General features: G+C 62.1%; 19 protein-coding genes. 7 read left to right on the top strand and 12 right to left on the bottom strand.

The window, feature by feature from the left end; genetic code table 11:
• Positions 1-120 precede the first annotated feature (120 nt).
• The 3 genes from BLQ09_RS06720 (at position 121) to BLQ09_RS31480 (ending at position 4,444) form a co-directional block, all read left to right on the top strand.
• Positions 121-2,994 carry an EAL domain-containing protein gene (locus BLQ09_RS06720; RefSeq protein ID WP_092355944.1) on the top strand — a complete coding sequence of 958 codons (2,874 nt, stop codon included), beginning with the start codon at positions 121-123 and terminating at the stop codon, positions 2,992-2,994.
• A 161-nt stretch (positions 2,995-3,155) separates the two neighbouring features.
• Positions 3,156-4,022: a transcriptional regulator HexR gene (gene hexR, locus BLQ09_RS06715; RefSeq protein WP_010168370.1), complete on the top strand. Its 867-nt coding sequence runs from the start codon at positions 3,156-3,158 to the stop codon at positions 4,020-4,022.
• 224 nt (positions 4,023-4,246) lie between these two features.
• Complete coding sequence (locus BLQ09_RS31480) at positions 4,247-4,444, top strand: PA3496 family putative envelope integrity protein (RefSeq protein ID WP_074848013.1); 198 nt, start codon at positions 4,247-4,249, stop codon at positions 4,442-4,444.
• Here BLQ09_RS31480 and BLQ09_RS06705 read toward each other — a convergent pair.
• Positions 4,374-5,348, bottom strand: a complete 975-nt coding sequence (locus BLQ09_RS06705) for a LysR family transcriptional regulator (RefSeq protein WP_027608220.1) — start codon at positions 5,346-5,348, stop codon at positions 4,374-4,376. The two genes, BLQ09_RS31480 and BLQ09_RS06705, sit on opposite strands and share 71 nt — an antisense overlap.
• Before the next feature lie 195 nt (positions 5,349-5,543).
• Between BLQ09_RS06705 and BLQ09_RS06700 the strand changes: the two genes are divergently transcribed.
• Both BLQ09_RS06700 and oadA read left to right on the top strand, forming a co-directional pair.
• A complete protein-coding gene (locus BLQ09_RS06700) occupies positions 5,544-6,959 on the top strand; it encodes an acetyl-CoA carboxylase biotin carboxylase subunit (RefSeq protein ID WP_027608221.1) in 1,416 nt (471 codons plus the stop codon).
• An 11-nt stretch (positions 6,960-6,970) separates the two neighbouring features.
• On the top strand, positions 6,971-8,779 hold the full coding sequence (gene oadA / locus BLQ09_RS06695; RefSeq protein ID WP_027608222.1) for a sodium-extruding oxaloacetate decarboxylase subunit alpha: 1,809 nt from the start codon (positions 6,971-6,973) through the stop codon (positions 8,777-8,779).
• 66 nt (positions 8,780-8,845) lie between these two features.
• Here the strand turns inward: oadA and BLQ09_RS06690 are convergent, their stop codons facing one another.
• The 4 genes from BLQ09_RS06690 to BLQ09_RS06675 all read right to left on the bottom strand — a co-directional run bounded on the left by BLQ09_RS06690 (position 8,846) and on the right by BLQ09_RS06675 (position 13,222).
• Positions 8,846-10,015, bottom strand: coding sequence for a hypothetical protein (locus BLQ09_RS06690; RefSeq protein WP_027608223.1), 1,170 nt, complete (start codon positions 10,013-10,015; stop codon positions 8,846-8,848).
• Positions 10,016-10,123: 108 nt separating this feature from the next.
• A complete protein-coding gene (locus tag BLQ09_RS06685; RefSeq protein WP_092355941.1) occupies positions 10,124-11,434 on the bottom strand; it encodes an autotransporter outer membrane beta-barrel domain-containing protein in 1,311 nt (436 codons plus the stop codon).
• A gap of 166 nt (positions 11,435-11,600) precedes the next feature.
• A complete protein-coding gene (locus BLQ09_RS06680; protein WP_027608225.1) occupies positions 11,601-12,371 on the bottom strand; it encodes an amino acid ABC transporter permease in 771 nt (256 codons plus the stop codon).
• A 29-nt stretch (positions 12,372-12,400) separates the two neighbouring features.
• Positions 12,401-13,222, bottom strand: a complete 822-nt coding sequence (locus BLQ09_RS06675; protein ID WP_027608226.1) for an ABC transporter substrate-binding protein — start codon at positions 13,220-13,222, stop codon at positions 12,401-12,403.
• A 112-nt stretch (positions 13,223-13,334) separates the two neighbouring features.
• On the opposite strand from BLQ09_RS06675, the gene BLQ09_RS06670 reads away from it, so the two are divergent.
• Positions 13,335-14,234, top strand: coding sequence for a homocysteine S-methyltransferase family protein (locus tag BLQ09_RS06670; protein WP_027608227.1), 900 nt, complete (start codon positions 13,335-13,337; stop codon positions 14,232-14,234).
• 3 nt (positions 14,235-14,237) lie between these two features.
• Here the strand turns inward: BLQ09_RS06670 and BLQ09_RS06665 are convergent, their stop codons facing one another.
• Genes BLQ09_RS06665 through BLQ09_RS06655 form a run of 3 tightly spaced genes read right to left on the bottom strand, consistent with a single transcriptional unit; the run spans position 14,238 to position 16,010 of the window.
• Positions 14,238-14,918 (bottom strand): GNAT family N-acetyltransferase, encoded by a 681-nt coding sequence (locus BLQ09_RS06665; RefSeq protein WP_027608228.1) that lies wholly within the window; start codon positions 14,916-14,918, stop codon positions 14,238-14,240.
• Positions 14,919-14,928: 10 nt separating this feature from the next.
• On the bottom strand, positions 14,929-15,375 hold the full coding sequence (locus BLQ09_RS06660) for a GNAT family N-acetyltransferase (protein ID WP_027608229.1): 447 nt from the start codon (positions 15,373-15,375) through the stop codon (positions 14,929-14,931).
• A complete protein-coding gene (locus BLQ09_RS06655; protein WP_092355938.1) occupies positions 15,372-16,010 on the bottom strand; it encodes an FMN-binding negative transcriptional regulator in 639 nt (212 codons plus the stop codon). The genes BLQ09_RS06660 and BLQ09_RS06655 overlap by 4 nt, the downstream gene beginning before the upstream one ends.
• 90 nt (positions 16,011-16,100) lie before the next feature.
• On the opposite strand from BLQ09_RS06655, the gene BLQ09_RS06650 reads away from it, so the two are divergent.
• Entirely contained in the window at positions 16,101-17,642 is a 1,542-nt protein-coding gene (locus tag BLQ09_RS06650; protein WP_092356094.1) for a MocR-like pyridoxine biosynthesis transcription factor PdxR, read from the top strand.
• A gap of 3 nt (positions 17,643-17,645) precedes the next feature.
• On the opposite strand, the gene BLQ09_RS06645 is transcribed toward BLQ09_RS06650, so the two are convergent.
• The 4 genes from BLQ09_RS06645 to BLQ09_RS06630 all read right to left on the bottom strand — a co-directional run bounded on the left by BLQ09_RS06645 (position 17,646) and on the right by BLQ09_RS06630 (position 25,630).
• Positions 17,646-22,259: a dermonecrotic toxin domain-containing protein gene (locus BLQ09_RS06645; RefSeq protein ID WP_092356091.1), complete on the bottom strand. Its 4,614-nt coding sequence runs from the start codon at positions 22,257-22,259 to the stop codon at positions 17,646-17,648.
• A 113-nt stretch (positions 22,260-22,372) separates the two neighbouring features.
• A complete protein-coding gene (locus tag BLQ09_RS06640) occupies positions 22,373-23,464 on the bottom strand; it encodes a polyamine ABC transporter substrate-binding protein (protein ID WP_027608233.1) in 1,092 nt (363 codons plus the stop codon).
• Positions 23,464-24,495: a histone deacetylase family protein gene (locus BLQ09_RS06635; protein ID WP_092355935.1), complete on the bottom strand. Its 1,032-nt coding sequence runs from the start codon at positions 24,493-24,495 to the stop codon at positions 23,464-23,466. The genes BLQ09_RS06640 and BLQ09_RS06635 overlap by 1 nt, the downstream gene beginning before the upstream one ends.
• 142 nt (positions 24,496-24,637) lie before the next feature.
• On the bottom strand, positions 24,638-25,630 hold the full coding sequence (locus BLQ09_RS06630; RefSeq protein WP_092355932.1) for an AraC family transcriptional regulator: 993 nt from the start codon (positions 25,628-25,630) through the stop codon (positions 24,638-24,640).
• Positions 25,631-25,665 lie beyond the last annotated feature (35 nt).

The raw sequence follows: 25,665 nt of genomic DNA, 5'->3' as shown, positions 1-25,665 counted from the left end.
GGCCCCAAGGTTTGCGGCTGTTCACAGGGTGACTTTTATGATCTGGAGCAGTTTGGCCCAAGCGCTTGCTTGTGTATGCTCCGTCGACGTTTCGGGCTCACCATTATAAGAACACTGCCTATGACTCTCAGCACCGACCTGCTCGGCCCCTCGGCGGCGCCCGCGCAGGTTATCCGCAAACATTACGCTACCGAGATGGCGGTCGAGCGCACACGCCTGCTCTATCAGGGCTCGTTGCTGCCCACCTTATTAATGCTGGTCAACGGCCTGGTCTGCGCCTGGCTGCTGTGGAACCCCAGGCAATACCTGCTCGACAGCATCTGGCTTGTGTGGCTGCTGGCCCTGGTGGCCATGCGCGTGATCCAGGTGGCGGCCTTTGATTCGGCCATGCCCAGCCGCCAGGCCCAACCGATCTGGCGGCGCATGTTCATGCTCGGCTCGGCGGTCAGTGGCCTGACCCTGGCCACCGCGGCCATTGCCCTGGTGCCGGTGGACAGCTTTATCCAACAGGCCTGGGTGTTCGGCCTGATCGGGGCGGCGACGCTGTCAGCCAGTGTCGCCTACGCCGTGAGCTTTCCGGCGTTCCTGTCCTTTGCCTTGCCGTGCCTGGTGCCGGCCATTGCCTATCTGTTCTGGAATGGCGCCCCGCAGCAACAGGGCTGGGGTGTGCTCGGCCTGATCCTGCTGGCCTCCCTGAGCGTGGTAGCGTGGCAGGTCAACCGCCTGATCCAGCGTGGGCTGTTGCGGCGCTTCCAGAACCAGGCATTGATCGAGCATCTGCAGCAGGCGCAGCAACGCAGCGAGCAACTGAATCAGGATCTGGTGCGCGAAGTCGAGCAGCGGCGTCAGGTCGAGCAGGAGCTGCGGGATGCGCAAATCGGCCTGCAGGACCGCGTGGCGCAGCGCAGCCAGGAACTGGACGCCGCCAGCCTGGCCCTGAATAAAAGCGAGGCGCGCCTGGCCATGGCCCTGCAAGCCAGTGAGCTGGGCCTGTGGGACTGGAACCTGCAAACCGATGAGGTTCACCACACCCAGCTCAAAGAGCTGTTCGGCCTCGAGCCCGAGTACGTCACGGCCATGCTCGGCCACCTCAAGCCGCGCCTGCACCCCGACGACCTGCCGCTGCTCAAGCGGGCACTGGTGGAGCACCTCAAGGGGCGCACTGAGGATTACCAGGTGGAATACCGCGTGCGCCATGGCGATGGCCACTGGGTGTGGATCGAAGACCGCGGGCGCGCCGTGGAGCGTGCACCCAGCGGGCGAGTGATTCGAATGCTCGGCACCCGCCGCGACATCAGCGCCGGCAAGGCCCTGGAAGAGCAGCAGCGGTTGGCCTCGACCGTATTCGAGGCAGCCAGCGAAGGCATCGTCATCCTTGACCCGGACTACGCGCTGATCGCGGTCAACCAGGCTTTCAGTCGCGTCACCGGCTTTGACATTGATGACATGCTCGGCCGCAACGTCGTGGAGCTGCCCAGCAGCCGTGATGCCCGGCGCCACTTCCCGGTCATCCGCCAAGCCTTGCTCAGCCATGGCACCTGGCAGGGTGAGCTGGTGGAAACACGCAAGAACGGCGAGTTGTACCCGCAGTGGCTGCAACTGAATGTAGTGCGTGATGTTCGGGGAAAGGTCAGCCATATCGTGGGCTTCTTCGCCGATCTGTCAGCGCGGCGCGAATCCGAGGAGCGCATGCGCTACCTCACCCACTACGATGAGTTGACCGGCCTGGCCAACCGCTCGCTGTTCCGCGAACGGCTGCGCGAGGCCCATCAGCGTGTACGCCAAGGCGGGCGCAGCCTGGCGTTGCTGCATATCAACCTCGACCGCTTCAAGTTGCTCAATGACAGCCTGGGCCATGAAGTGGCCGACCAGTTGCTGCAAAAGATGGCCCGTCGGTTGATCAATGCCTTGCCCGAGGCCGATACCATCGCGCGTTTGTCCGGCGATGAGTTCGCCGTGCTGTTCGACGCCTACGGCAACCTGTCGAGCCTGGCACGGGTGGCCACGCGGCTGCTGGCCAAGCTGCGGGTACCGGTGACGGTAGAAGGGCATGAGTTGGTGGTGAGTGCGTCGATGGGGATCAGCCTGTTGCCGGATAACGCGCGGGAAATTTCCGCGCTGGTCAGTCAATCGAACATGGCCATGCAGCACGCCAAGCACCTGGGCGGCAATAACTTCCAGTTCTACACCGACAGCCTGCAAGCCAGCACCCTGGAGCGTTTGCAGCTGGAAAACCATCTGCGCAAAGCCATCGATGAGCGTCAGCTCACGGTGTTCTACCAGCCGAAACTGTGCCTGGCCACCGGCAAGCTTGACGCTGCCGAAGCGCTGATCCGCTGGGAGCATCCGCAGTGGGGCATGGTGCCGCCAGGCGATTTTATCGGCCTGGCCGAAGAAACGGGCCTGATCGTACCGCTGGGCGAATTCGTGCTGCGCCAGGCGTGCTGGCAGGCCTGTGAGTGGCAGCGCCAGGGGCTGCCACCGATCCGCGTGTCGGTGAATCTCTCGGTGCACCAGTTGCGCCAGGGCAAGCTGGTCAGCCTGGTGCGCCAGGTATTGGAAGAGACCGGCCTGGACCCGCAATACCTCGAACTGGAACTGACCGAGAGCCAGTTGCTCGACAGTGTTGAACACATCATTGCGACCTTCCAGCAACTGCGCGACCTGGGCGTGAAGCTGGCGATCGACGACTTTGGCACCGGCTATTCATCCCTCAGTTACCTCAAGCGTATCCCTGTGGATTACGTAAAGATCGACCAGACCTTTATTCGCGGCCTCGGCCAGGGACGGGAAGACGCCGCCATTACCCGAGCGATCATTGCGATGGCTCACGGTCTGGCGCTCAAGGTGGTGGCCGAAGGCGTGGAAGATCAGCAGCAGCTGGATTTCCTGCGTACAGAACGATGCGATGAGGTGCAGGGCTACCTGATCAGTCGGCCGATGGAGGCCGAAGGGCTGGCAGATTTGTTACGCAACAATGCAGATTTTCCCTGAAGACAGTCCGCACGCCCATATGGCTACAAGGCAGCTGCCCGCTGATTCAAAGGGCATCAGGGCGATTTAGTGATGCATCGGGCGGGCAAAACGGCAATTCTTGTAGTATAACTACAAGCTTGCTACATCCCTGGCCCTGCCAATAACAAGAGTCCTGCCCTTTGAACCTGTTGCAACATATCGCCCAGTCGCGCCACCTGTTACGCAAATCGGAACTCAAGGTTGCCGATCACGTGCTGCTTGACCCTGCGGCCGTGATGCACAGTTCCATGGCCGACCTGGCCCACAGCGTGGGCATCAGCGAGCCGACCATCGTGCGCTTCTGCCGCGCCATCGGTTGCTCCGGGTTCCAGGACTTGAAGCTCAAGCTGGCCCAGAGCCTGGCCGCCGGCGCGAGCTTCGGCCAGTTTGCGATCCACGAAGACGATTCCGTCGCCGACTACAGCCTGAAAATCTTCGACACCACCCTGCACACGCTCATGGAGGTGCGCGAGAAGCTTGACCCGGTGGAGCTGCAAAAGGCCGTGACCGCCATGTCCCAGGCCCAGCGCGTCGAGTTCTACGGGTTCGGTGCTTCCGGTGCCGTGGCTGCCGATGCCCAGCACAAGTTCTTCCGCCTGCTGCTCACCGCCGCGGCCTACAGCGACCCGCACATGCAGGCGATGTCGGCGGTGACCTTGAAGCCGACCGACGTGGCGATCTGCATTTCCCAGTCGGGCCGCTCCAAAGACCTGCTGATCACCGCCAACCTGGTGCGTGAAAGCGGCGCGACATTGATTACCTTGTGCCCGAGCCAGACGCCGTTGGCGGAGCTGTCCACGGTCAACCTGGCGATCGATGTGCACGAAGACACCGAGATCTACACCCCGCTGACGTCGCGTATCGCGCACCTGGTGGTGATCGACGTGCTGGCGATGGGCGTGGCCATGGCGCGGGGCCCGAGCCTGGTCAACCACCTCAAGAGCGTGAAGCGCAGCTTGCGCAGCCTGCGGTTGTCGCCCAAGTCCGTCAAAGCCCTCGACGACTGATCCAGGGCCATACACGCTCAAAATGTGGGAGGGGGCTTGCTCCCGATAGCAGTGGGTCAGTCAAAGAGAAATCTGCTGATGTACCGTAATCGGGAGCAAGCCCCCTCCCACATTTGGTTTGTCTACCTATCCGGAAGATTCATCGTCCTGTAACCCCCGCGCCGTTAAACCGTCATCGCTACAACCCATCCTGTACTCCCCGTACTCGCATTGGGAGACTCCAAATGGCCCGGCCCTACGAAGACAGCAACAGCTCCGTCAAGACCCGTCGTCAACAGGAAGACCAGCGCCGCATGGCGTTCCGTCGCGCAATCGAAGACCGCTGCGACCAGCGCCAGCTGCAGCAGAGCATCAGTGACTACCCGGAACTCCACTGGCAGGCACCCGCGGCTGCCCAGCGAAACGTTCAGCCAACGCGCTGATCTGCACCCGTTCGCTGCGGATAAAGCCCAGGAACGCATGGGCCACCGGTGACAGGCGCTTGGCCTTGGCCTGTACCAGGCACCAGCTGCGGTACAGCGGCAGTTCTTCCACCGGCAGCTCCTTGAGTCCGCCGGTGGCCAGTTCCATATTGACCGCATGGCGCGTCAGCAAGGCCACGCCCAGCCCGGCGCATACGCATTCACGTTGCGCCTCGGCCGAGGCCACTTCCACCGTCTGGGTGAAGTGCACGCGTTTCTCCTTGAAATACTCCTCGCAGGCCAGTCGCGTGCCGGAGCCCGGTTCGCGCAGCAATAGCGTGTAGGGTTCCAGGTCCTGCAAACGCAACGGCCCTTGCAGGCTCAAAGGATGATCGGGGGGCGCCACGGCCACGATCGGGTTGTTGAGGAACGGCAGGAATTCCAGGCCCATGTCCTGGGGCACCATGGACATGATCACCAGGTCGTCACGGTTGTCGGAGAGGCGGCGGATCACCTGGGCGCGGTTGACCACCGTCAAGTGCAGTTGCACCTCGGGATGCTGGCGTTTGAACGCCGCAAACAGGTGCGGCACGAAGTACTTGGCGCTGGATTCAATCGCGAGCTTCAACTGGCCCTGCAACGAGCCTTGCATGTCCGACAGCTGCATATCGAGGTTTTCCAGGCGCCCGAAAATATCCCGGCTGGCCCGTTGCAGGGCTTCGGCCGCCTCGGTCATGTAGAGCTTCTTGCCGACATAATCGAACAGCGGCTGGCCGACCAGCTCTTCGAGCTGGCGAATTTGCAGGCTCACGGCCGGTTGGGTGAGAGACATTTCCTCGGCCGCGCGGCTGTAAGAGCGCAAATCGCACACCTCATTGAAGATCTGCAATTGACGCAATGTCATACGCATCAGTGACTTACGCATTATTTAAATCCTCTCGCCCCAGGTCGACCGGCCAACTATAAGTCTTTACTTATGAGCGACCCAATAATTATTGATTTTTGTTAATCCCTCCACGGGCTTAGTGTGTGGCTGCGACTGGCTTGAAACATTTAGTCACGCGCCGACCCGGCTCCAGCGGGTCGAAGAACGCAGCAATCGGCTCAAGGGAATTTCCAAGTGATAAAAAAGATCCTGATCGCCAACCGTGGTGAAATTGCCGTACGAATCGTGCGTGCCTGCGCCGAGATGGGCATTCGCTCGGTCGCGGTTTACTCGGACGCCGACCGCCATGCGTTGCACGTCAAGCGTGCCGACGAAGCCCACAGCATTGGTGCCGAGCCGCTGGCCGGCTACCTGAACCCGCGCAAGCTGGTGAACCTGGCGGTGGAAACCGGTTGCGATGCGCTGCACCCCGGCTACGGCTTCCTGTCGGAAAACGCCGAGCTGGCAGACATCTGCGCCGAACGTGGAATCAAATTCATCGGCCCTTCGGCTGAAGTGATTCGCCGCATGGGCGACAAGACCGAAGCCCGCCGCAGCATGATCAAGGCCGGTGTGCCGGTTACGCCCGGCACCGAAGGCAACGTCGCCGACATCACCGAGGCCCTCACCGAAGGCGACCGCATTGGTTACCCGGTGATGCTCAAGGCCACCTCTGGTGGTGGCGGTCGCGGTATCCGCCGTTGCAACAGCCGCGAAGAACTCGAGCAAGCCTTCCCCCGCGTGATCTCCGAAGCCACCAAGGCGTTCGGTTCGGCGGAAGTGTTCCTGGAAAAATGCATCGTCAATCCCAAGCATATCGAGGCGCAGATCCTCGGTGACAGCTTCGGCAACGTGGTGCATCTGTTCGAGCGCGATTGTTCGATCCAGCGCCGTAACCAGAAGCTCATCGAAATCGCCCCGAGCCCGCAGCTCACCCCGGAACAGCGCGCCTACATCGGCGACCTTTCGGTGCGTGCGGCCAAGGCCGTGGGCTACGAGAACGCCGGCACCGTGGAGTTCCTGCTCGCCGAGGGCGAGGTGTACTTCATGGAGATGAACACCCGGGTGCAGGTGGAGCACACCATCACCGAAGAAATCACCGGGATCGACATTGTCCGCGAGCAGATCCGCATCGCCTCGGGCCTGCCGTTGTCGGTGAAACAGGAAGACATCCAGCACCGTGGTTTTGCGTTGCAGTTCCGCATCAACGCCGAAGACCCGAAGAACAACTTCCTCCCAAGCTTCGGCAAGATCACCCGTTACTACGCGCCCGGCGGCCCCGGCGTGCGTACCGACACGGCGATCTACACCGGCTACACCATCCCGCCGTTCTACGACTCCATGTGCCTGAAGCTGGTGGTCTGGGCGTTGACCTGGGAAGAAGCCATGGACCGCGGCCTGCGTGCCCTGGACGACATGCGCCTGCAAGGCGTGAAGACCACGGCCGCCTATTACCAGGAAATCCTGCGTAACCCGGAATTCCGCAGCGGCCAGTTCAACACAAGTTTTGTGGAAAGCCACCCTGAGCTGACCAACTACTCGATCAAGCGCAAACCCGAAGAGCTGGCCCTGGCCATCGCCGCCGCCATCGCCGCCCACGCAGGCCTGTGAGGAACATTCCAATGACTAAAAAAATCTTCGTAACCGACACCATCCTGCGCGACGCCCACCAATCGTTGCTGGCGACCCGCATGCGCACCGACGACATGCTGCCGATCTGCGACAAGCTCGACAAAGTCGGCTACTGGTCCCTGGAAGTCTGGGGCGGCGCCACCTTCGACGCCTGCGTACGCTTCCTCAAGGAAGACCCGTGGGAGCGCCTGCGCAAACTGCGTGCCGCGTTGCCTAACACGCGCCTGCAAATGCTCCTGCGCGGCCAGAACCTGCTGGGCTACCGCCATTACAGCGACGACGTGGTCAAGGCCTTCGTGGCCAAGGCTGCCGTCAACGGTATCGACGTATTCCGCATCTTCGACGCCATGAACGACGTGCGTAACCTGCGTGTGGCCATCGAAGCGGTCAAAGCCGCCGGCAAACATGCCCAGGGCACCATCGCCTACACCACCAGCCCGGTGCACACCGTCGAGGCCTTCGTGGCCCAGGCCAAGCAGCTGGAATCCATGGGGTGCGACTCGATCGCGATCAAGGACATGGCCGGCCTGCTGACGCCGTACGCCACCGGTGAACTGGTCAAGGCGCTGAAAGCCGAGCAGAGCCTGCCGATCTTTATCCACTCCCACGACACCGCCGGCTTGGCCGCGATGTGCCAACTCAAGGCGATCGAAAACGGTGCCGACCATATCGACACTGCGATCTCCAGCTTCGCCTGGGGCACCAGCCACCCGGGCACCGAGTCTATGGTCGCCGCCCTTAAAGGCAGCGAATTCGATACCGGTCTCGACCTGGAGCTGCTGCAAGAGATCGGCCTGTACTTCTATGCCGTGCGCAAGAAGTACCACCAGTTCGAAAGCGAATTCACCGCCGTCGACACCCGTGTGCAAGTCAACCAGGTGCCGGGCGGGATGATTTCCAACCTGGCCAACCAGTTGAAAGAGCAGGGCGCTCTGAACCGCATGAGCGAAGTGCTGGCTGAAATTCCACGGGTGCGTGAAGACCTCGGCTTCCCGCCGCTGGTGACCCCGACTTCGCAGATCGTCGGCACCCAGGCGTTCTTCAACGTGCTGGCCGGTGAGCGCTACAAGACCATCACCAACGAAGTGAAGCTGTACCTGCAAGGCGGCTATGGCAAGGCGCCGGGCACGGTGAACGAGAAGTTGCGTCGCCAGGCCATCGGCAGCGAAGAAGTGATCGACGTGCGCCCGGCCGACCTGCTCAAGCCGGAGATGACCAAGCTGCGCGGCGAAATCGGCGCACTGGCCAAGTCCGAAGAAGACGTGCTGACCTACGCCATGTTCCCGGACATCGGGCGCAAGTTCCTCGAGGAACGCGACGCCGGCACCCTTACGCCTGAGGTGCTGCTGCCTATCCCTGAAGCCGGCGGCGTGGCCCGTGCCGGTGGCGAAGGCGTGCCGACCGAGTTCGTCATCGACGTGCACGGCGAAAGCTACCGCGTGGACATCACCGGTGTCGGTGTGAAAGCCGAAGGCAAGCGCCATTTCTACCTGTCCATCGACGGCATGCCGGAAGAAGTGGTGTTCGAACCGCTCAACGAATTCGTCGGCGGCGGCAGCAGCAAGCGCAAGCAGGCCAGTGAGCCGGGGCATGTCAGCACGGCGATGCCGGGCAATATCGTCGATGTGCTGGTCAAGGAAGGCGACGTGGTCAAGGCCGGCCAGGCCGTGCTGATCACCGAAGCGATGAAGATGGAAACCGAAGTGCAGGCTGCGATTGCCGGCAAGGTGACCGCCGTTCACGTGGCCAAGGGCGACCGGGTGAACCCTGGCGAAATCCTGATTGAAATCGAAGGCTGATCCAGCCTTCGACACGACCGTTTAATCCTCGGGGGGGCAGGTGCCCCCCTTTTTTTTGCCGATTTTTTAATGGTCAACGGAGGGTGCGGCGCTCTGCTTGCGCTTGAAGCCGACAAAAATACCTTCAGGTTTGTAGAGCAGTTCAGGTTCCAGGGTGGTCAGGTTGCTGGTAACGGCGCTGAATGTTCCCTTGATGGATGCCGCATCCGCGATACGTAGCTGGCGCGTGAGCAGTGCTTCACTTTCCGGCTGTACATCAAGTTTCAGGGTGGCGTTATCCAGCGTTAACGTATTGCCGACTTTCAGCGTGGAGTGGGCTTGGTCCGCGCCCACTTTGAACGCCATGGTCGATCCTGGTTTGAGGTGCAGATCCTTCCTGATCCGGGTCCGTGGTGTATTTTCAGGATCGAGCAGCAGGGTACCCGCGACATTAAGGGAGTCGACGGTGCCGCCGGAATAGCTGCCGCCCGCATCAATATCCAGGGTCCCCTTGATAACGCTGCGGTTGGTCAAGGCAGCATCGCCGTACACCTTGCCGTGCCGATTGTCGTGCAGTGCACCGGTCAGTTCCCAGGCGCCCTTGCCGACCCACAGGTGTTGCATTCGGGTCGCACCTTCGAACGTGCCGCCTTTGGTGTCTTCGAGAACCACCTGGTTGGTACCGCTGCCGCCATCGACTTCGCCTTTGAAGCGGCTGCCATTTTTGACAACCAACAGGTCGTCACCGCCGCCCATGTCCAGGGCGACTCCATTGCCACCTGCAATCAGGCCATGGTTGATCACCTCATCGGCCTTTTCTCCCTTCAGGGCCACACCTGTGCCGGATTGGGCCGTGATGCTTCCTCGATTCTCCAGCCAGACAGAGGTAAGTCCGGAGCTGCTCAGGCCATGACCCGGTGAATTGATGTGCACGTCCGGGCTGTTGACGATGTCGACGGCTTTGATGATGTGTGACTTCTCAAGGTTGGACGGGGTTTGGGTGAGGCCGGCGATCTCGTCGATATTCATCCCGTCGCGGCGCGGGGAGTTAGGCGTGGTGATGACTTTGACAATATTGGTGTCGAGCTGGCCATTTGAGGCCTGGCGGGCGGCGTGCCCGAACGAGCGCGGAGTGGTTGGAGGCGCGGTGTGTGGCTCGGGTGCTGCGGCGGGCGGAGTGGCAGCCTCGGCGAAGGCGTTGGCGCTTTGTGCGAAGAGTGCACCAAGGGGAGGGAAAAACGAAAGTGTCGATATCATGATTTCCGGCCTCTTTTGTATAGGAGACCGGAGTGTAGCCAGCAAAAAGTGGTGCTTAATGTCAGCCTTCAAGACCTGTGTGAGTGTGAAGGTTCTTCAGTTTCTGTCTTAAAACGCGCTTTGCCATTGGCCCATTAGTCCATGGTTGCGGCTGTTGTCGCCCACTTCGGCGGTGTACGCGATGCTCAGGGTCTGGTGCTCCGAAAGACGCATGTCCAGCCCCGTGCGCAAGGCCAGGTTATCTCGGTCCAGCGAGGTACCGCCGATGCTGAACGCGCTGTTGAAGTCCTCGCGGGTTTCCCTGGCAAAGGATTGGCGTACGCGGCTGTTGGTGTCGCCATACAAGTGTTTCCAATGGACGCTCAGGTGCGGCTTGAGGGTGATCCGGTCGGCCACTGCGATGTCGCGGCTCAAGCGCAGGCCGAAGGTGCTGCTGAGGTTTTGCTGGGTTTGGGTGCCCACGTTCAACGCGCTATGGCCACCTTTCTCGGAGAAGCGGTCACGGTGATACCGCTGGAAGCCGATTCCGGCAAACGGTTCGGCATGCAAGCCGTCGGTGACGAACCGATGGCCCAGTTCGGCGAATGCGTTCTGGCTCTGGGCCTTGTACTTGCCCGTGAGGCGTTCGCGGTAATCGATGAAGTCGAAGTCCACACTGCGCGTGTTCTGCCCGGAATGGCTGCTGTACAGCGCGCCCAGGCGTAAAGCCCATGGACCGTCCTGGCGCACCGCATAGGCGCCCAGGTGCCAGCTGTCCACTTCACCGTTGAAATGCCGGGCGCTCAGGTCGCTGCCAGACTTGCCGCCCACCACGCCGACCCGCCAGGCGTCATCGATTGCTCCATCTGCACCCAGCAACAGGCCCTGGCTGCTTTGTTTCAAGCCGGCGCTGCCGTGTTGGGCATCGAGGGCACCGCTGCTGGCCAGGCCTTGGACCCAGACACGCCCGTCCTCACCGGTGTGGTTATCCAATTGGCGTATGGCTGTCAGCAGGCTGGCGTGCCAGCGTTTCATGCTGTTTTGAGTGGCCGTGCCCAGGTTGGCGTTCTGGCTGCCGGCCAATTGCTCCAGCAGCGTACCCAAGCGACCTGGCTCCAGGCTGCTCAAGTACCGCCCGTAGTTTTCACGCTGGTACTTTTCCCAGTCACTCAACTCCTCCGATGCCAGCGCGGCATCCACTGCCGAGTCCAGCACGCGGGCAACGCTCAGGCCGTTACGACTGTTGGCTCGGTCGATGAAATAGAAGTCTTCGGGGGTGGGAGTGGCCGGGTCGAAATGAGTTTTCTGGTGATGTTTCGCAATCTGTTCGAACCACTCGCTGTCGGGTTGCATGTCTTCACGGGCCTGTGCGTACTGAGCACAGGTGGCCCCCAGCGCGAGCGTGATGGCGAGTACGAGTTGTTTCTGAATGAGTGGCATGTAAACCCACCTCCTGATGTATGAGGCGGGGAATTTAGCGGGGCACCCGGGGGATAACTGTCAGGCCAAGCACCGCGTGTTTGCGGGAGATGTCTCTAGTCCGATGCGATAAAAATTCAGCTCGATTGGCGCAGTAAGCCTGAGGGCGATAGTGACTTCAATGACCTCACTCTCGCCTCGCATACCCCTTGCCATAGTGCCGCTCCATGCGTGCCTGGATCAGTTCCAGGCCGAGGGACATCACCCAGTAAATGATCGCAGCGGTGGTGAGCATCTCGATATAACGGTAGCTGGAGCGCCCGTAGGATTGCGCCAGGAACATCACTTCCCACACGCCCATCACCGAGATCAGCGACGAGTCCTTGAGCATGGAGATGAACTGGTTGGTCGCCGGCGGGACGATGGTGCGCATGGCCTGGGGCAGGGTGACGTGCCAGAAGATCGCACTGTCGCGCATGCCCAGGGCCAATGCGGCTTCCCGTTGTCCATGAGGGACGCCCAGGATGCCGGCGCGGAAGATCTCGCTCAGGTACGCGCCGTAGTTCAGCGACAGCGCGATGATCCCCGCGACGATGGCGCCCGGCACCAGGCCCAGCTGCGGCAGGCCCAGATAGATCAGCAGGATCTGGATCAGCAACGGCGTGCCACGGAAAAACGACGCGTAGAAGCTGGCGATACCAAAGGCCACGGCACTTTTGGACAGGCGCCCGAGCGCGGTGATAAAGCCCAGCACCGACGAGGCGGCAATCGCACACAGGCACAGGAACAGCGTCAGCGCTGCGCCTTGCAGGAAGCCATTGGGTGCCAGGTGCAGGCCGACCAGGTTGGGCAGCTTGTCGAGAATGATCGAGAACTTCAGGTCAAAGCTCAGGAAGAAACTGGCAAACAGGGCGAACAGCGCCGCCCAGGTCAGGTAAAGCCGCGTGCGAAAGCCCAGCAGGGCGCGCGCAGGTTTTGGGGGAACACTCATTGGCTGATATCGGCACCGATCCATTTTTGCGACAGTTTGCTCAGGGTGCCGTCCTGTTTCAACTGGGCAAATACCTCACGCACCTTGGCGTCCCACTGGGCGTCGCCTTTTTCGATGGCGACCGAATTGGGTTCGGCGTACAGCGGCGTGCCGGCGAGCTTGAAGCGTTTGTCTTCGTTCAGGCGCGGCTGGGCGGTGACCAGGTTGGTGAGGATTGCATCCAGGCGTACACCGGCGCCCAGGCCAAGGTCCTGGAAGGCGACGTTATCGGTGTCGTACGGGGCGATCTGCACGTTCTCGAACGGGTACTGCAACTGGGTGTCCTCGGCGCCTTCGATCACCAGGTTCTTGTTCAGGTAGCTCTCGTAGCTGGAGGCGCTGGTGAGGCCGACTTTCTTGCCGCTCAGGTCCTTGGCGCCGTGGATGCTGTCATCCTTGGCATTGACCACGATCACGGCAGGGGAGGCGTAATACTCCACCGGGAAGTCGAAGACCTCGGCGCGGGCCTTGCTCGGGGTCATCGAGCAGATGCAGATGTCATAGCGACCGCTCCAGCGGCCGGCGGCGATCACGTCCCACGACGGCGTTTCCAGGCGCAGTTTCACACCGAGCTTTTGCGCGACAGCCTTGGCCACATCGACATCGAAGCCGTCGAGCTGGTTTTGCTCGTTGAGGAACGAGAACGGCGGGTAGCTTTCCATCAGCACGCCCACCAGTTCTTTTTTCTTCTCAACCCGGTCCAGGGTCGCGCCGCCAAAGGCTTGGGTGGAGGCAGCCAGTATCGTCAGGCCCAAGGCCAATAGCGGTTTAAGTTTCAAGGAGGCACCTGAATAAAAAAGAGGTTGTTATGAACCGAACGGAACGTATTAAATAGTTATAAGAACGACTCTCATAGTGAGTTATTTTCATAAGCTTATGAGTAAAAAGCATATGGGCGCAGTAAGCACAGTAATTCTGGACGGCGGCATGGGCCGTGAACTGCAACGCCGCGGTGCGCCCTTCAGGCAGCCGGAGTGGTCGGCGCTGGCATTGAGCGAAGCACCGCAGGCGGTGGAGGCGGTGCATGCGGCCTATATCGACAGTGGCGCCAACGTGATTACCAGCAACAGCTATGCGGTGGTGCCGTTCCATATCGGCGAGGCGCGCTTTGCTGCCGAAGGCCAGGCCCTGGCGGCGCTGGCGGGTGAATTGGCCAGACGGGCGGTGCAGGCTTCGGGCAAGGCCGTGCGTGTGGCCGGCTCGTTACCGCCGCTGTTTGGTTCGTATCGGCCCGATCTGTTCGAGCCGCAGCGCGTGTCTGAGTTGCTGACGCCACTGGTGCAGGGCCTGGCACCCCATGTCGACTTGTGGCTGGCGGAGACCCAGAGCTCAATCGTTGAAGCGCGGGCGATTCATGCGGGCCTGCCGAAGGATGGCAAGCCGTTCTGGCTGTCGTTTACCTTGAAGGACGAAGACACCGACGAAGTACCGCGCCTGCGCTCCGGCGAACCGGTGGCGGACGCGGCCGAAGCCGCCGCGCAGTTGGGCGTGCAAGTGTTGCTGTTCAATTGCAGCCAGCCGGAAGTGATCGGCGCGGCGATCGATGCCGCACGCCAAACCTTCGAGCGGCTGGGTGTGGCGATTCAGATCGGCGCCTACGCCAACGCCTTCCCGCCCCAGCCCAAGGAAGCCACGGCCAATGATGGCCTGGACCCCTTGCGCGAGGATCTCGACCCACCGGGCTACCTGCAGTGGGCCGCGGACTGGAAAAAGCGCGGTGCCAGCCACTTGGGCGGGTGCTGCGGGATCGGGCCGGAGCATATTGCGGTGCTGGCCCAGAAGCTGGGGTAAGCCTTAAAGCGCCTGGCGGCGACACTCCGCCAGGCCCTTCAACTGCCCGGAACCTGCCTGGTTCGCCTCCGACAACCACGCCTCAAACCCCGCGCCCACCGTCGGCCATTCCGAATCCAAAATCGAATACCACGCCGTATCGCGGTTCTGCCCCTTCACCACCATATGCTGGCGGAACACCCCTTCAAAGCTGAACCCCAACCGCTCCGCCGCATATTTGGAGCGGGCATTGCCGTTGTTGCACTTCCACTCCAGGCGGCGGTAACCCTGTTCGAACGCGTATTTGGCCAGGAGGTACACCGCCTCGGTGCTTTTGGGTGAGCGCTGCATCGGCGCGCCGAAGGTGACATGCCCGATTTCGATACGGCCCTGGGCCGGGACGATGGACATCAGGCTGAGGATGCCCTGCACCTGGCCGGACGCACGGTCGACCACGCTGAAGAAATACGGGTCGCTGTTCGCCGCATGGTTGTTCAACCACGCATCAAACGCGGCGCGCTCGGCAAACGGGCCGTAAGGCAGGTAATCCCACAACTTGGGGTCGGCGCCGGGGCCTTCGAGGGCTTGCCACAGTTGGTCGGCGTGGCGGGCCGGATCGAGTTTTTCCAGGCGGATAAAGCGCCCTTCGAGCAGTTGCGCGGTGGGCGCCGGGGCGCCTTTCCAGTCGGCGAGGGAAGTGGACATGCTGCGCTCCTTAAAGACCTTTGCGAAATTGAATGAAGCCAGGGCGTTCGGCGATGCGCTCGTAGAGCTGGATCGCGGTGGCGTTGGTCTCGTGGGTCAGCCAGTGCACCTTGCAGCAGCCGTCGGCCTTGGCAGTGGCGTAGACGAACTCGATCAGTTTACGGCCGACACCGGTGCCGCGCTGGGCCGGGTCCACCAGCAGATCCTGCAGGTAGCAGGAGTTTTCGATGCTCCAGTTGGAGCGATGGTAGATGAAGTTGACCATGCCCACCGCCTTGCCGTCCTGCCAGGCCAGCGCAGAGTGGGTCGGCTCATGGGCATCGATCAGGCGCTGCCAGGTGCTTTGGCTGACGGCGTCCGGCAGTTCGGTGTTGTAGAACGTCAAGTACGCCTGCCACAGCGGCAGCCAGGCGGCGTGGTCGGTTGCGGTGACCTGGCGGATCTCGATCTGGCTCATTCTGAAACTCCTTGGGGAATAAAGCGCGCGAGGGTCTGGTCGCGTATATCGGCGCTGGCGGCCAGGCCGTCGCGCACGCCGGCGATGTCCGCCGCGCTGCGGTTCTGGCTGAGTTTGCGTTTGCCGATCAGGCGCTCGATCGGCAGGCTGAAGCCGACAATGGCCTTGAGCATGCCGTCAATGTAATCAGCCGGGGCGTCGCTGACCTTCCATGGCTGGGCGCGATTGCCCTCGTGGCGGTCAGTGAGGGCGCTGACCACGCCGAGCAGGCGCTCGGCATCGGTAAATACCTCGGCCTTGCCATAGGCATGCACCGCGATGTAATTCCAGGTGGGCACCACTTTGCCGTGCTCAGCCTTGGCCGGGTAAAACCCCGGGCTGATGTAGGCCTCGGCGCCGGCGAAGATCACCAGGGCTTCGCTGCCGTCTTGCAGGTCTTGCCACTGCCGATTGGCCTTGGCCAGGTGCCCGTACAGCGTGCCGTTGGGGCCTTCATCCGGGTTGAGCAGCAGCGGCAAGTGGCTGGCCTGCAGGCCTTGCTCGCCAAAGGTGACCAACTGCGCCAGGCGTGTGTGCTGGATCAGTTGCTGTATTTCGGGCAAGTCGTCGAGGGCAAAGGCGCGGGGTGTGTACATGAATATTTTCCTTGGCGAATGCCTGCATCCTAGGCAGGCTAATGGTTCGTTGTAAGAGCCATCTTCGGCCAATTTCATAGGTCCAATATGATGTCGCCCATTTCGCCGCCGCTGTCCTTCAACCCTGCCGGTATCGAGCTGGATCGACGCCAAGGCCTGACGCGCCAGCTTTATGAAGCCCTGCGTCAGCGCGTGTTGGATGGGCGCCTGGCCAGCGGTACGCGCCTGCCCGCGAGCCGTGACCTGGCCGCTGCGCTGTTGATTTCCCGAAACAGCGTGGTGCGCGCCTACGATCAGTTGTACGCGGAGGGGTTTATCGAAGGCCGTGTGGGTGACGGCACCTATGTCGCCCAATTACCCACGGCAAAAAAACTATCCACAAAAGTATCCACAGGCTTATCAACAAACTTATCCCCAGACTTATCCACAAAATGGACGGAATTGCCGCAACACCTCAATGGCGAAGTTATCCACAGGCCGGCCTTGGGGCGCGTGCAAAATAACCATTTGCCACAGCCGCCGGCGGGTCCGCCCAAGGCATTTCGCGTGGGCGTGCCAGCCTTCGATCTATTCCCTTTCGAGGTCTGGGCCAAGCTCAACGGGGCGTTCTGGCGCAAGCCGGACCTGGCGCAGCTGTGCTATGGCGACCCGGCGGGTGACAGCCGCCTGCGCGGCTTGATCGCCGCTTACCTGCGCAGCTCACGGGGCATGCAATGTACGGCTGAGCAAATAGTGATCACCAGCGGTGCACAACAGGCAATCAGCCTTTGTGCACAGTTGCTGGTAGAGCCTGGTGACGGGGTGGCGGTTGAAAACCCGGGCTATCGGGCCGCCGGTCACGCGTTCGCCCTGGCCGGTGCCAACCTGCAGGGCGTGCCGGTGGACAGCGACGGCATCGATTGCCAGGTCCTGAATACCTTGGGTGATTGCCGCCTGGCCTATGTCACGCCCTCCCACCAATATCCGCTGGGCGTGGTGATGAGCCTGGCGCGGCGCCTGGAGTTGCTGGCTTGGGCCGAGCGCACCGGCGGCTGGATCGTGGAGGACGACTACGACGGCGAATACCGCTACAGCGGCGCCCCCCTGGCGCCGCTGGCGGCTTTGGACCGCAGCGGCCGCGTGCTGTACGTCGGTACCTTCGGCAAAGTCGCATTCCCGGCCTTGCGCCTGGGCTATCTGGTGTTGCCGCCAGGCCTGGTTGATGCTTTCTCACGGCGCCGTGCGGTGGATATGCGCCACTCGGAAGTCAGTACCCAGGCGGTGATGGCCGAGTTTATGGCGGCCGGGCACTTCCAGCGGCATATCCGCCGGATGCGGCGCGCGGCATTGAGCCGGCGCAATGCCTTGCTCGCCGGGTGGCCGCGCGGTCTGCCGGGGGTGGGCGAGTTGCCCGTTATCGCCGCAGGGCTGCACATGACCGTGCGCGTGGACAGCCTGGCCCGCGAACAACAGCTGCTTGAGCAGGCCCGTGCCGTGGGCGTCGAAGTCAATGGTTTAAGCAGTTACTGGCTGGCGCACTCCACCATTCCGGCAGACCAGCGCGCCGGCCTGGTGCTGGGGTTTGCCGCCGTACCCGAGGCGGCCGTTGCCGAGGCCCTGACCGCTTTGCGCAGAGCCTGGCAGCACGATTGACGGTCAGGTCTGGAAAAACAACGAGCGGGCCAGGATCGGGCTGATTTCACTGCGATAAATCGCGATCTGGTCACGGTCGCTCAAGCCCGTGCGGTGCACAGCGCCCCCCAGTTTCTGCTGGTCGCGGGTCTTGAGGTGGCCGGCGGTGTAGTGCTCCAGCGCCGCCTGGGGAGACTCATAGTGAAAGTGCGCATACCAGAGCACCGCATGGGTCTGGTGATCACGCACCTCGTATTCGTCCAGGTAGTTTTTGCCGGGGCCCTTGAGCCGCCGCCGCGTGACCACTTTGGCGATTTTCACCAGGCCTTGGCTGTGCAGCCACTCCACCCGTGCCGCCGTGGGTGGTTGTTGTTTGGTCATGCTGATGCGAGTGTTTGTGCCCATTTCGTATAGCCGTTGTGCGGCGTCATTGAGGCGACGGTTGAGGGCGGCGGCGGGCGGGCGGTCGCTTTCCGTGAGGTTGAGCCGGGTGAGCGCCTCTTCGATCGTGGCCATTGCGTGTTCCAGGCGTGCGGCGTACTGGTGGAACATCTCTTCGATTTCCACCGGAATACGCCCGGCTTTCTTCGCGTGGTCCAGGGTGCGCAGGGTGGCGGCGGGCTCTTCATTCAGCAGGCTCTGGGCGGTGTCGATGCTGGTGCCCAGGTCGATCACCTGGGGCTCTCGGGGGCTTGAGGGTGTGCTCTGGCGTTCAACCCAGACCCCAGGGGTTTTTTCGTGAAAGGTCGCGATGAGCTTGCCCGTCACCGGGGCCTTGACGTCCACCAGGCCGCTTTCGGCTTCACGGGGCTCGCCCACCACCACCCCGTTGAAGCGTGTCTTGATGACTTTGCGCTTGGGTGTCGGGGGGGCTTTTGATGGGCCAGGCTTGGGCTCCAGGGCTTTTCGTTGCCTGATCAACAGCGCCAGCTCATGCACCGCCTGTTGGTTGAATTCATCGATGCGTTGGCGCAGGTTTTCCAGGGGTTCTCGCTGCACCTGTTCCGGGTGTTCGGCGTGCAGGTCCAGCAGGCGTTGGTCGACAATCGCGAACTGGTCGACCAGGCTGTTGAGCACTTCAATACGCTCGTGCAGGTCGCTGATGCTGGTTTCCACCAGGGTCTCGATCCACGTTTGCACCGTGAGATCGGCGTTATCCACGATGTCATTGAGTTGCGCACGGGCGTCGGTGAAGGCCTCCCCGCTGCCTTCGCCAATACACAGGTAGCGGCTGAGGGTGAGTTGCATGGCCTTGAGGTCGTGCAGCTTGAAGTCGGGCAGGGCCTGCACGCTGGTCTGGATGACCTTGGCACCCTCTATGCCCAGGCTTTCCAACTGGCGATAGCGCGACTGCGCATACTCCATGCGGTTGATCATATCCAGGTTCAGCTTCGCCATTGTCTGTGCGATCTCGTTACGCTGCTTGATGTCCAGGGAGGTGAGGGCTTCCATGTCTTCCATCGACACCAGCAACTTGCCGCGAAAGACCGGCAAGCGTTCCGCGATGGCCGAGCGGGTCAGCAGCAGTTGTTTGTTCAGGTAGTCGATCATCGAACTCTGGTAGTTGGGTACCGAATCGATGACATTCAGCGAACGTAACTGGCGAATGGGCACGTCATAGTCGGCCAGGCGGCTGTCGACCTTGTCGAGGAACGCCTGGCGCTGGCGATCGGAGGAGGGCCCGGGCACCGGGTCTATCGCGGCGTGGGCCTGGGCGACTTCAGCTTGCCCGCGCCGTTCGTCAGCATCGAATTGGTTGAGTTTCTGCCGGAGGTCGGTGATCCGCGAAGGTACTTTGCCGCGAGCCGATTGCCGGCGATTCCTGAAACCGGCACCGCGCAGGCGCAGGCGAGTGTCGACAAACCATTGCCCGGCCAGGTTGCTCACCAGCAGCGGGCCGATGTTAGTGGGGCGGCCCGGATCGACGATCATGACATTGTCGTGCTCATCCACCGCCACCTCGAACCAGCGTGCGCCCACCGGCGCGTACCATTTATCGGCAAGCGCATAGAGATGCAGGTGCGGCCCTGTTTCCTTGACGGCTTCCCCCAGCCCGTCGGGCCTGGCCACTTTGAGGCGGTCCAGTGTGGCCCCCAGGCTTGTCGGAGAACGTTGGAGTGCGCCGCTGTTGTACAGCGGGCCTTGATGGCGAGCGGGCGGTTCGGCGTCGGGCAAGTCGGGGCGGCGCATCACGGGGATCCGGTGCTCCGGCGGCAGTCTGGTTTCAGGCGCCTGGGTCGGGGTGGCTTCCTGTTTCGGCAACGTGGCCTTGGGCGTCTTTCGTACCGGCGGATGGCGCAGGGCGACGTGCAGCACCAGGGCCATGCCCAGGTTGAGCAGCAGATCCACCTGGGCTGTCCAGGACACCTGCCCGTCAGGCTCCGGCTCCGCCTGGGCGGTCGCCTGCAGGTCGTCCATGATTTGCCAGATCCAGGCCGCGATGCCCACGGTGCGGCCCATGAATGGCAACGCCGCGCTGAAAATCAGCCAGCCGGCTTCTCGATAGCTTGCCCAGCGTTTCCGGGCGTTGGACACCGATTGCCGCGTCGCCAATTCAACCATCGCGTTGGCGTTGTCCCTGAACAGCGTCGCCAGGCTGTCGTTGCCCACCACTTCATCGCTCAAGGCCAGGGGGCCGCTCATTTGCACCACCACGTGCGGCTCCACCAACCCGCGCACCACGGTCCACGGCGAAGGTAATGCGGCAGGGAAGACATACTGCTCGTAGTTGAAGCGCACATCTTCGGCCAGCCAGGCCAACACCGAGTCGCGCAGGGTGCGGTGATGCTTGATGGCATACAACAGGTTTTGCCGTGACGGGTACTGGATCAGCACCGGCTCCAGCAGTGGGCGGTACAACAGGCAAGGGCCTTGGGTGTGGTCGCGGGGGCCGATCACAAACATATTCGCCACCCCGTCCTGCGCCTGGCTGGTGCGCAGGGTGGGAATGAACGCCAGGCGCCGGATGACGATCTCTTGCCCCTCGACCTGCCGTTCATGGGCGTGTGCCTGCACCGCGGCAGCGATATAGCGATAACCGCGATCATCGATGCCGTGCAGGCCCTGGATCTTCCACTGCAAGGCCAGCAGTGGCAGTTGCACCCGCAAGTGCGAGGTGTAGAGGGTTTGCCGAAGCCTCGATTGAACGGGGTCGTCGAGCAGGGTGTGTTTGATCAGCGTCGGGTAACGCTCACCGATGTCGAGGGTTTCGATCACGTCCTTGAGGTAGTTGTACGTCAGCCATTGCGGCCCCTCGCCGCCGTTGTAGTGCACGCTGGGCGTACCGGTGGGCAGCCCGGTGAGGTTTTCCAGGGCCAGGTCGATCAGGCTGCGCCGGGTGATGTCACTGGTTCCGGGCAGCACGAAGGTGCCCCAGACCACCGGGCTTTCGATGCTGATCTCTATCTTGTCCAGGTTCAGGCTCGCGCCATTTGCATGGGCCTTGATCCGGTTTTGCAGTTGCTGCCGGGCGTAGTCGCGGATCGGCGGGATACCGTCCTGGAAAGACTGCCCGTGGTTGTGGGTATGCAGTTCGGCCAGTTCGATCACGTAACGGCTGTAGGTCGATACGTCCAGGTCCGAGGCATTGGCAAGCCAGTCGGGAAGTTGCTCGTGGATCTGGTGGATGCTCGACAATGAGTGATCGCTCAAGTCTTCAATCACCGGCAGGATGCGCGCGACGGCCTGGCCAGTGACGGCAGCCGTGGCGGGGGCTTCAAGGTCGGCGGAGCCAATTGACCCGATGGCCTGCAATTGCAGGGCGATCAGGTTGCACGCCAGGCTGTCGAAAAAATCCCCGGCGGGTTCGTACAATCGCCATTGCACGGTTACCTCCCCATCAGCTTGAGTCAGTGCCGCGGGCAAGGCTTCGCCGAGCTTTTGCAGTGACTCGAATTTCTCGTAGCCGTTGATCAGCGAATACGTCAGGACCCGCTGGCGTTGCTCATGTACCCCGATCAGCACCGCGATATCCGACAGGCCGACGTGAGTGGAGCGGTTGTTTTTAAGGCCATCTATATCGATCAGGTAAGCGTGTGTCTGGAATGTGTCGAAGTTCCGACGCTTGGCCCGGTCCGGAAAGTGGAACAACGTCCTGGCCATGGCGCAATCGTGTTCATCCCAGCCGTCCTGCGCGGTGACGTTCCAGACTTTGCGCAGGGAATGGGAGAGCGTTTGCCAGCGTGGGCCCGCCAGGCCGTTGGAAGCGTTCCAGTAATCAAGTTGCTGCTCCTGGAAGGCGGTAAAGATCAGCGCCGCCAGCTCATTGATCAGCCGCGCAATGGCATCGATCTGCACCGGCAGGTGCACGGCGGGCTTGGCCTCGGGCTCCAGGGTGAGGAAGTGTTCGCCGTCGATATAGATCACCGGCTCGGGCGCCAGGGCCTGGTTGGCCAGCACCGAGGTCAGCGATTGCGCGGTGGCGGGTGCGGATTGGATGACATCGCCAACGATGCGCCAGCGCGGCGTGATGACCATGGCCAGGTCAGGGTCGATAGCGAGTGTCGGGTATTGCTCCATGAGGGACGAACGCAACAGGTTGGCGGCGACGTCGCGGATCGACGGGCCGACGCTCAGTTGCGTCAGCAGCTCATAGCTGCTGGGCGGGCGATTGTTGCTAGGGGGTGAATCGTTGGGCATCTGCAGCTCCTTGGCCTGGGTCGGCATGAAGAGCTGCAAGGTAATTGGCGCTGCGGCCGGGCGGTCGGTAGATAAGTCATCGTGGCCGGGAAGCACTTCCCGGTCACGTTTGCTCAGGTCCCGGACTTGATCCTGGACCAGGCGCGGGTCCTGGCGCGTTCGGCGTCGCGTCCCAGGGGTTTCAAGGTATAGAGCGTGGCCATCGCGGCTTCGGTGGGGTACAGGTTGGGGTTGTTGCGGATCGCCGGGTCCACCTGCCCGGTAGCGTCTTTGTTCGGGTTGGGGTAGCCGACAAAATCGCTGATCGGCGCAATGACGTGCGGTTGCAGCAGGTAGTTGATGAAGGTGTAGGCGTCCTGGGGGTTCTTCGCGCCCTTGGGAATGGCGAGCATGTCGAACCAGATCGGCGCGCCCTCCTTGGGCAGGCGCATGTCGACGATCACGCCGTTCCTGGCCTCCTTGGCGCGATTGGCGGCCTGGGAGAAGCTGCCGGAGTAGCCGACGGCGACGCAGATGTCGCCGTTGGCGATATCGGCCATGTACTTGGAGGAGTGGAAGTAGGTGATGTACGGGCGGATTTTCAGCAGCAAGGCTTCGGCTTTTTCATAGTCCTTGGGGTTGTTGCTGTTGGGGTCCAGGCCCAGGTGCTGCAAGGCCAGGGGCAGGATCTCCGAGGGTGAATCCAGCAGCGCCACGCCGCACTGCTTGAGCTTGCTGATGTTCTCCTCCTTGAAGATCAGGTCCCAGCTGTCCACCGGTGCATTGGCGCCGAGTGCGGCCTTGACCTTGTCGGGGTTGAAGCCGATCAGGATGGTGCCGTACATGTAGGGCACGGCGAATTTGTTGCCCGGGTCGTTGGCCTCGATCAGCTTCATCAACTTGGGATCGAGGTGGTTCCAGTTCGGCAACTGGCTGCGGTCCAGGGCCTGGAACACACCGGCCTCGATCTGTTTGGCCAGGAACACATTGGATGGCACCACCACGTCATAGCCGGAATTGCCGGTGAGCAGCTTGGCTTCCAGGGCTTCGTTGGTGTCGAAGATGTCGTAGACCAACTTGATCGACGGGTTTTGGGCCTTGAAATCTTCCAGGGCCTTGGGGGTGATGTAGTCGAACCAGTTGTAGACCCGCAGGGTTTTTTCTTCAGCGTGGGCGGCGGTGCTTAATACGGCGGCGCAGAGCACAAGCGACTTGAGCATATTCATCAGGCAGTCCCCTCAAAACCTTCGAGCACGTTGACGGCATTGATGCCGATTTCTTCTACCGCGTAGCCGCCTTCCATCACGAACAGCGTCGGCTTGCCCAGGCGGGCGATACGCTTGCCCATGGCCAGGTAGTCGGGGCTGTCGAGCTTGAACTGCGAGATGGGGTCGTCCTTGAACGTATCGACGCCCAGGGACACCACAATGACGTCGGCGCCGTAGCCCTCAATAGCCTGGCAAGCCTGTTCCAGTGCGGCGCTCCAGGTGTCCCAGCCCGAACCGGCCGGCAACGGATAGTTGAAGTTGAAACCCTCTCCGGCCCCGTCGCCCAGCTCATCGGCATAGCCGAGGAAAAACGGAAACTCGGCTTCCGGATGCCCGTGGATCGAGGTGAACAGCACATCGCTACGCCCATAGAAAATCGATTGGGTGCCGTTACCGTGGTGGTAATCCACGTCGAGGATCGCGACTTTCTGGTGGCCCTGGTCGAGAAATGCCTGGGCGGCGATGGCGGCGTTATTGAGGTAGCAATAACCGCCCATCAAGTCGCTGGCGGCGTGGTGTCCAGGTGGCCGGCACAGCGCGAAGGCACTGTGGGCGCCTTGCTGGATCTCCCGTTGCGCGGTCAGCGCCACCTGCGCCGCACTGTAGGCCGCCTGCCAGGTGCCGGCGGTAATCGGCGCGCCGCCGTCGAAGCTGTAGTAACCCAACTGGCCGTGCAGGCTGGTGGGCAAGACAGCGCGCAGGGTGCGGGCGGGCCAGGTATAGGGCAGCAGGTCGCCGTCCTGGCCGAACTCGACCCAACGGGCCCAGGCACCTTTGAAAAAATCCAGGTACTCGCGGCTGTGGATGCGTTGCAAGGGGGCCAGGCCAAAGTCCTGCGGCGCTTGCACCGGGCCGAGCTGGCGGTCCTTGACCCGCTGCAGCACATGGTCGGCGCGGGCGGGCATTTCGAAGCAGGGCATCAATTGCCCGTCCATCAATTCACAACGGCCGTGGTGCAGATGATGATCGTCCGAGTAGATTGTCAGCATTGTTGTTGTTCTCCGCAGGCTGCTTGGGATGCCTTGCAGTGTTGCGGCGTGGGCGGCTTTGGAGAACGGCAGGAGCGGCCAAAAGGGGATAAATATGGCCAAAGCCTGTGTCCGTTATTCGCCCCATGTCGGTGCGCGCGACTCAAGCGCGGAACTGACTCGGTGCCACGCCGCTCCAGCGTACGAAGGCGTGCCTGAAACTTGCGGTTTCACTGAAGCCCAACTGCTCGGCGATGCGATAGATCGGCAGTTGGTCCTCGCCCAGCAACTGCTTGGCCCGCTCGAAGCGTAACTCGTCCAGCAGTTCCTGATAGCTGCAACCCAGGTCATGCAGATGCCGGCGCAAGGTGCGCGGCGAACAGTTCATCTGCCCGGCCAGGCCATCGATGCCGGGGGCGGCGTTCAATTGGGCGGCCAGCAATTGACGTACCCGGCCGAGCCAGGCCTGGCGCCCGGTGAATTCGGTGTTCTGTTTGCGGCAGCGCTCGCCCATGGCGCGGTGGGTGATGGGGTCGGCCAGCGGCAACGGCTGGTCGAGCCAGTGCCGGTCGAAAGCGAAGGCATTGGCACTGGCGGCAAAGGCAAGAGGGCAATCGAAGTGCTCGGCATAACGTGCGCGATAGTCGGGGGCGCGGTGTTCGAAACGCGCACCGAGCAACGGCAGGGCATGGCCCAGCAGATCGTCACAGATGACCTTCAACGACACCAGGCAGAACTCGACATTGAAGGTGGCCAGCGCCGGGTTTTCCCGATACCCGTCGGCGGTGAACCAGATGCGCTGGCCGTCGTCTTCCAGGCTCAGCTCGAAAAGTGTTCCCAACAGCGCCGGATAGCGCAGGGCCAGGCGCAAAGCGTCACCGAAGGTGGCACTGGTCAGCAGCGCATAGCCGAGCATGCCGTAGGATGACACGTGCATGCGCCGGCCCAACTCCAGGCCGATATCGCGGCGCAGGGCCACGGCATTGGCACATACGCGCATCTCCTGGTTGGTGGTGATGCGCGTGTCGGCGCGGTTCAGGTCGGCGCCGCAGATACCGCTGCCGGCCAGCAGCACGTCGCGGCTCACGCCCTCGTCCCTGAAGGTGTCGAGTACCAGGGAGACGGCGTTGAGCGTAGTCAGGTGCGAGTGCAGCATGGGGGAGTCCTGCCAGGGTTTGCCCAGAGGCAGCA

The sequence above is a fragment of the Pseudomonas sp. NFACC25 genome, assembly GCF_900100935.1.
In the GTDB taxonomy this organism is placed as follows: Bacteria; Pseudomonadota; Gammaproteobacteria; order Pseudomonadales; family Pseudomonadaceae; genus Aquipseudomonas; species Aquipseudomonas marginalis.
Note: the sequence above shows the minus strand (reverse complement) of the source record. Positions and strands in the feature narration are given on the sequence as shown.

What these genes read in the sequence shown, in the direction of transcription:
- BLQ09_RS06660 (WP_027608229.1), bottom strand. Translation starts at nt 15,375, where the DNA reads ATGAGCCAGATCGAGATCCGCCAGGTCACCGCAACCGACCACGCCGCC.
- BLQ09_RS06630 (WP_092355932.1), bottom strand. Translation starts at nt 25,630, where the DNA reads ATGCTGCACTCGCACCTGACTACGCTCAACGCCGTCTCCCTGGTACTC.
- BLQ09_RS06645 (WP_092356091.1), bottom strand. Translation starts at nt 22,259, where the DNA reads ATGCCCAACGATTCACCCCCTAGCAACAATCGCCCGCCCAGCAGCTAT.
- BLQ09_RS06640 (WP_027608233.1), bottom strand. Translation starts at nt 23,464, where the DNA reads ATGAATATGCTCAAGTCGCTTGTGCTCTGCGCCGCCGTATTAAGCACC.
- BLQ09_RS06685 (WP_092355941.1), bottom strand. Translation starts at nt 11,434, where the DNA reads ATGCCACTCATTCAGAAACAACTCGTACTCGCCATCACGCTCGCGCTG.
- BLQ09_RS06650 (WP_092356094.1), top strand. Translation starts at nt 16,101, where the DNA reads ATGTCGCCCATTTCGCCGCCGCTGTCCTTCAACCCTGCCGGTATCGAG.
- BLQ09_RS06690 (WP_027608223.1), bottom strand. Translation starts at nt 10,015, where the DNA reads ATGATATCGACACTTTCGTTTTTCCCTCCCCTTGGTGCACTCTTCGCA.
- BLQ09_RS06720 (WP_092355944.1), top strand. Translation starts at nt 121, where the DNA reads ATGACTCTCAGCACCGACCTGCTCGGCCCCTCGGCGGCGCCCGCGCAG.
- BLQ09_RS06665 (WP_027608228.1), bottom strand. Translation starts at nt 14,918, where the DNA reads ATGTCCACTTCCCTCGCCGACTGGAAAGGCGCCCCGGCGCCCACCGCG.
- BLQ09_RS31480 (WP_074848013.1), top strand. Translation starts at nt 4,247, where the DNA reads ATGGCCCGGCCCTACGAAGACAGCAACAGCTCCGTCAAGACCCGTCGT.
- BLQ09_RS06655 (WP_092355938.1), bottom strand. Translation starts at nt 16,010, where the DNA reads ATGTACACACCCCGCGCCTTTGCCCTCGACGACTTGCCCGAAATACAG.
- oadA (WP_027608222.1), top strand. Translation starts at nt 6,971, where the DNA reads ATGACTAAAAAAATCTTCGTAACCGACACCATCCTGCGCGACGCCCAC.
- BLQ09_RS06705 (WP_027608220.1), bottom strand. Translation starts at nt 5,348, where the DNA reads ATGCGTAAGTCACTGATGCGTATGACATTGCGTCAATTGCAGATCTTC.
- BLQ09_RS06670 (WP_027608227.1), top strand. Translation starts at nt 13,335, where the DNA reads ATGGGCGCAGTAAGCACAGTAATTCTGGACGGCGGCATGGGCCGTGAA.
- BLQ09_RS06635 (WP_092355935.1), bottom strand. Translation starts at nt 24,495, where the DNA reads ATGCTGACAATCTACTCGGACGATCATCATCTGCACCACGGCCGTTGT.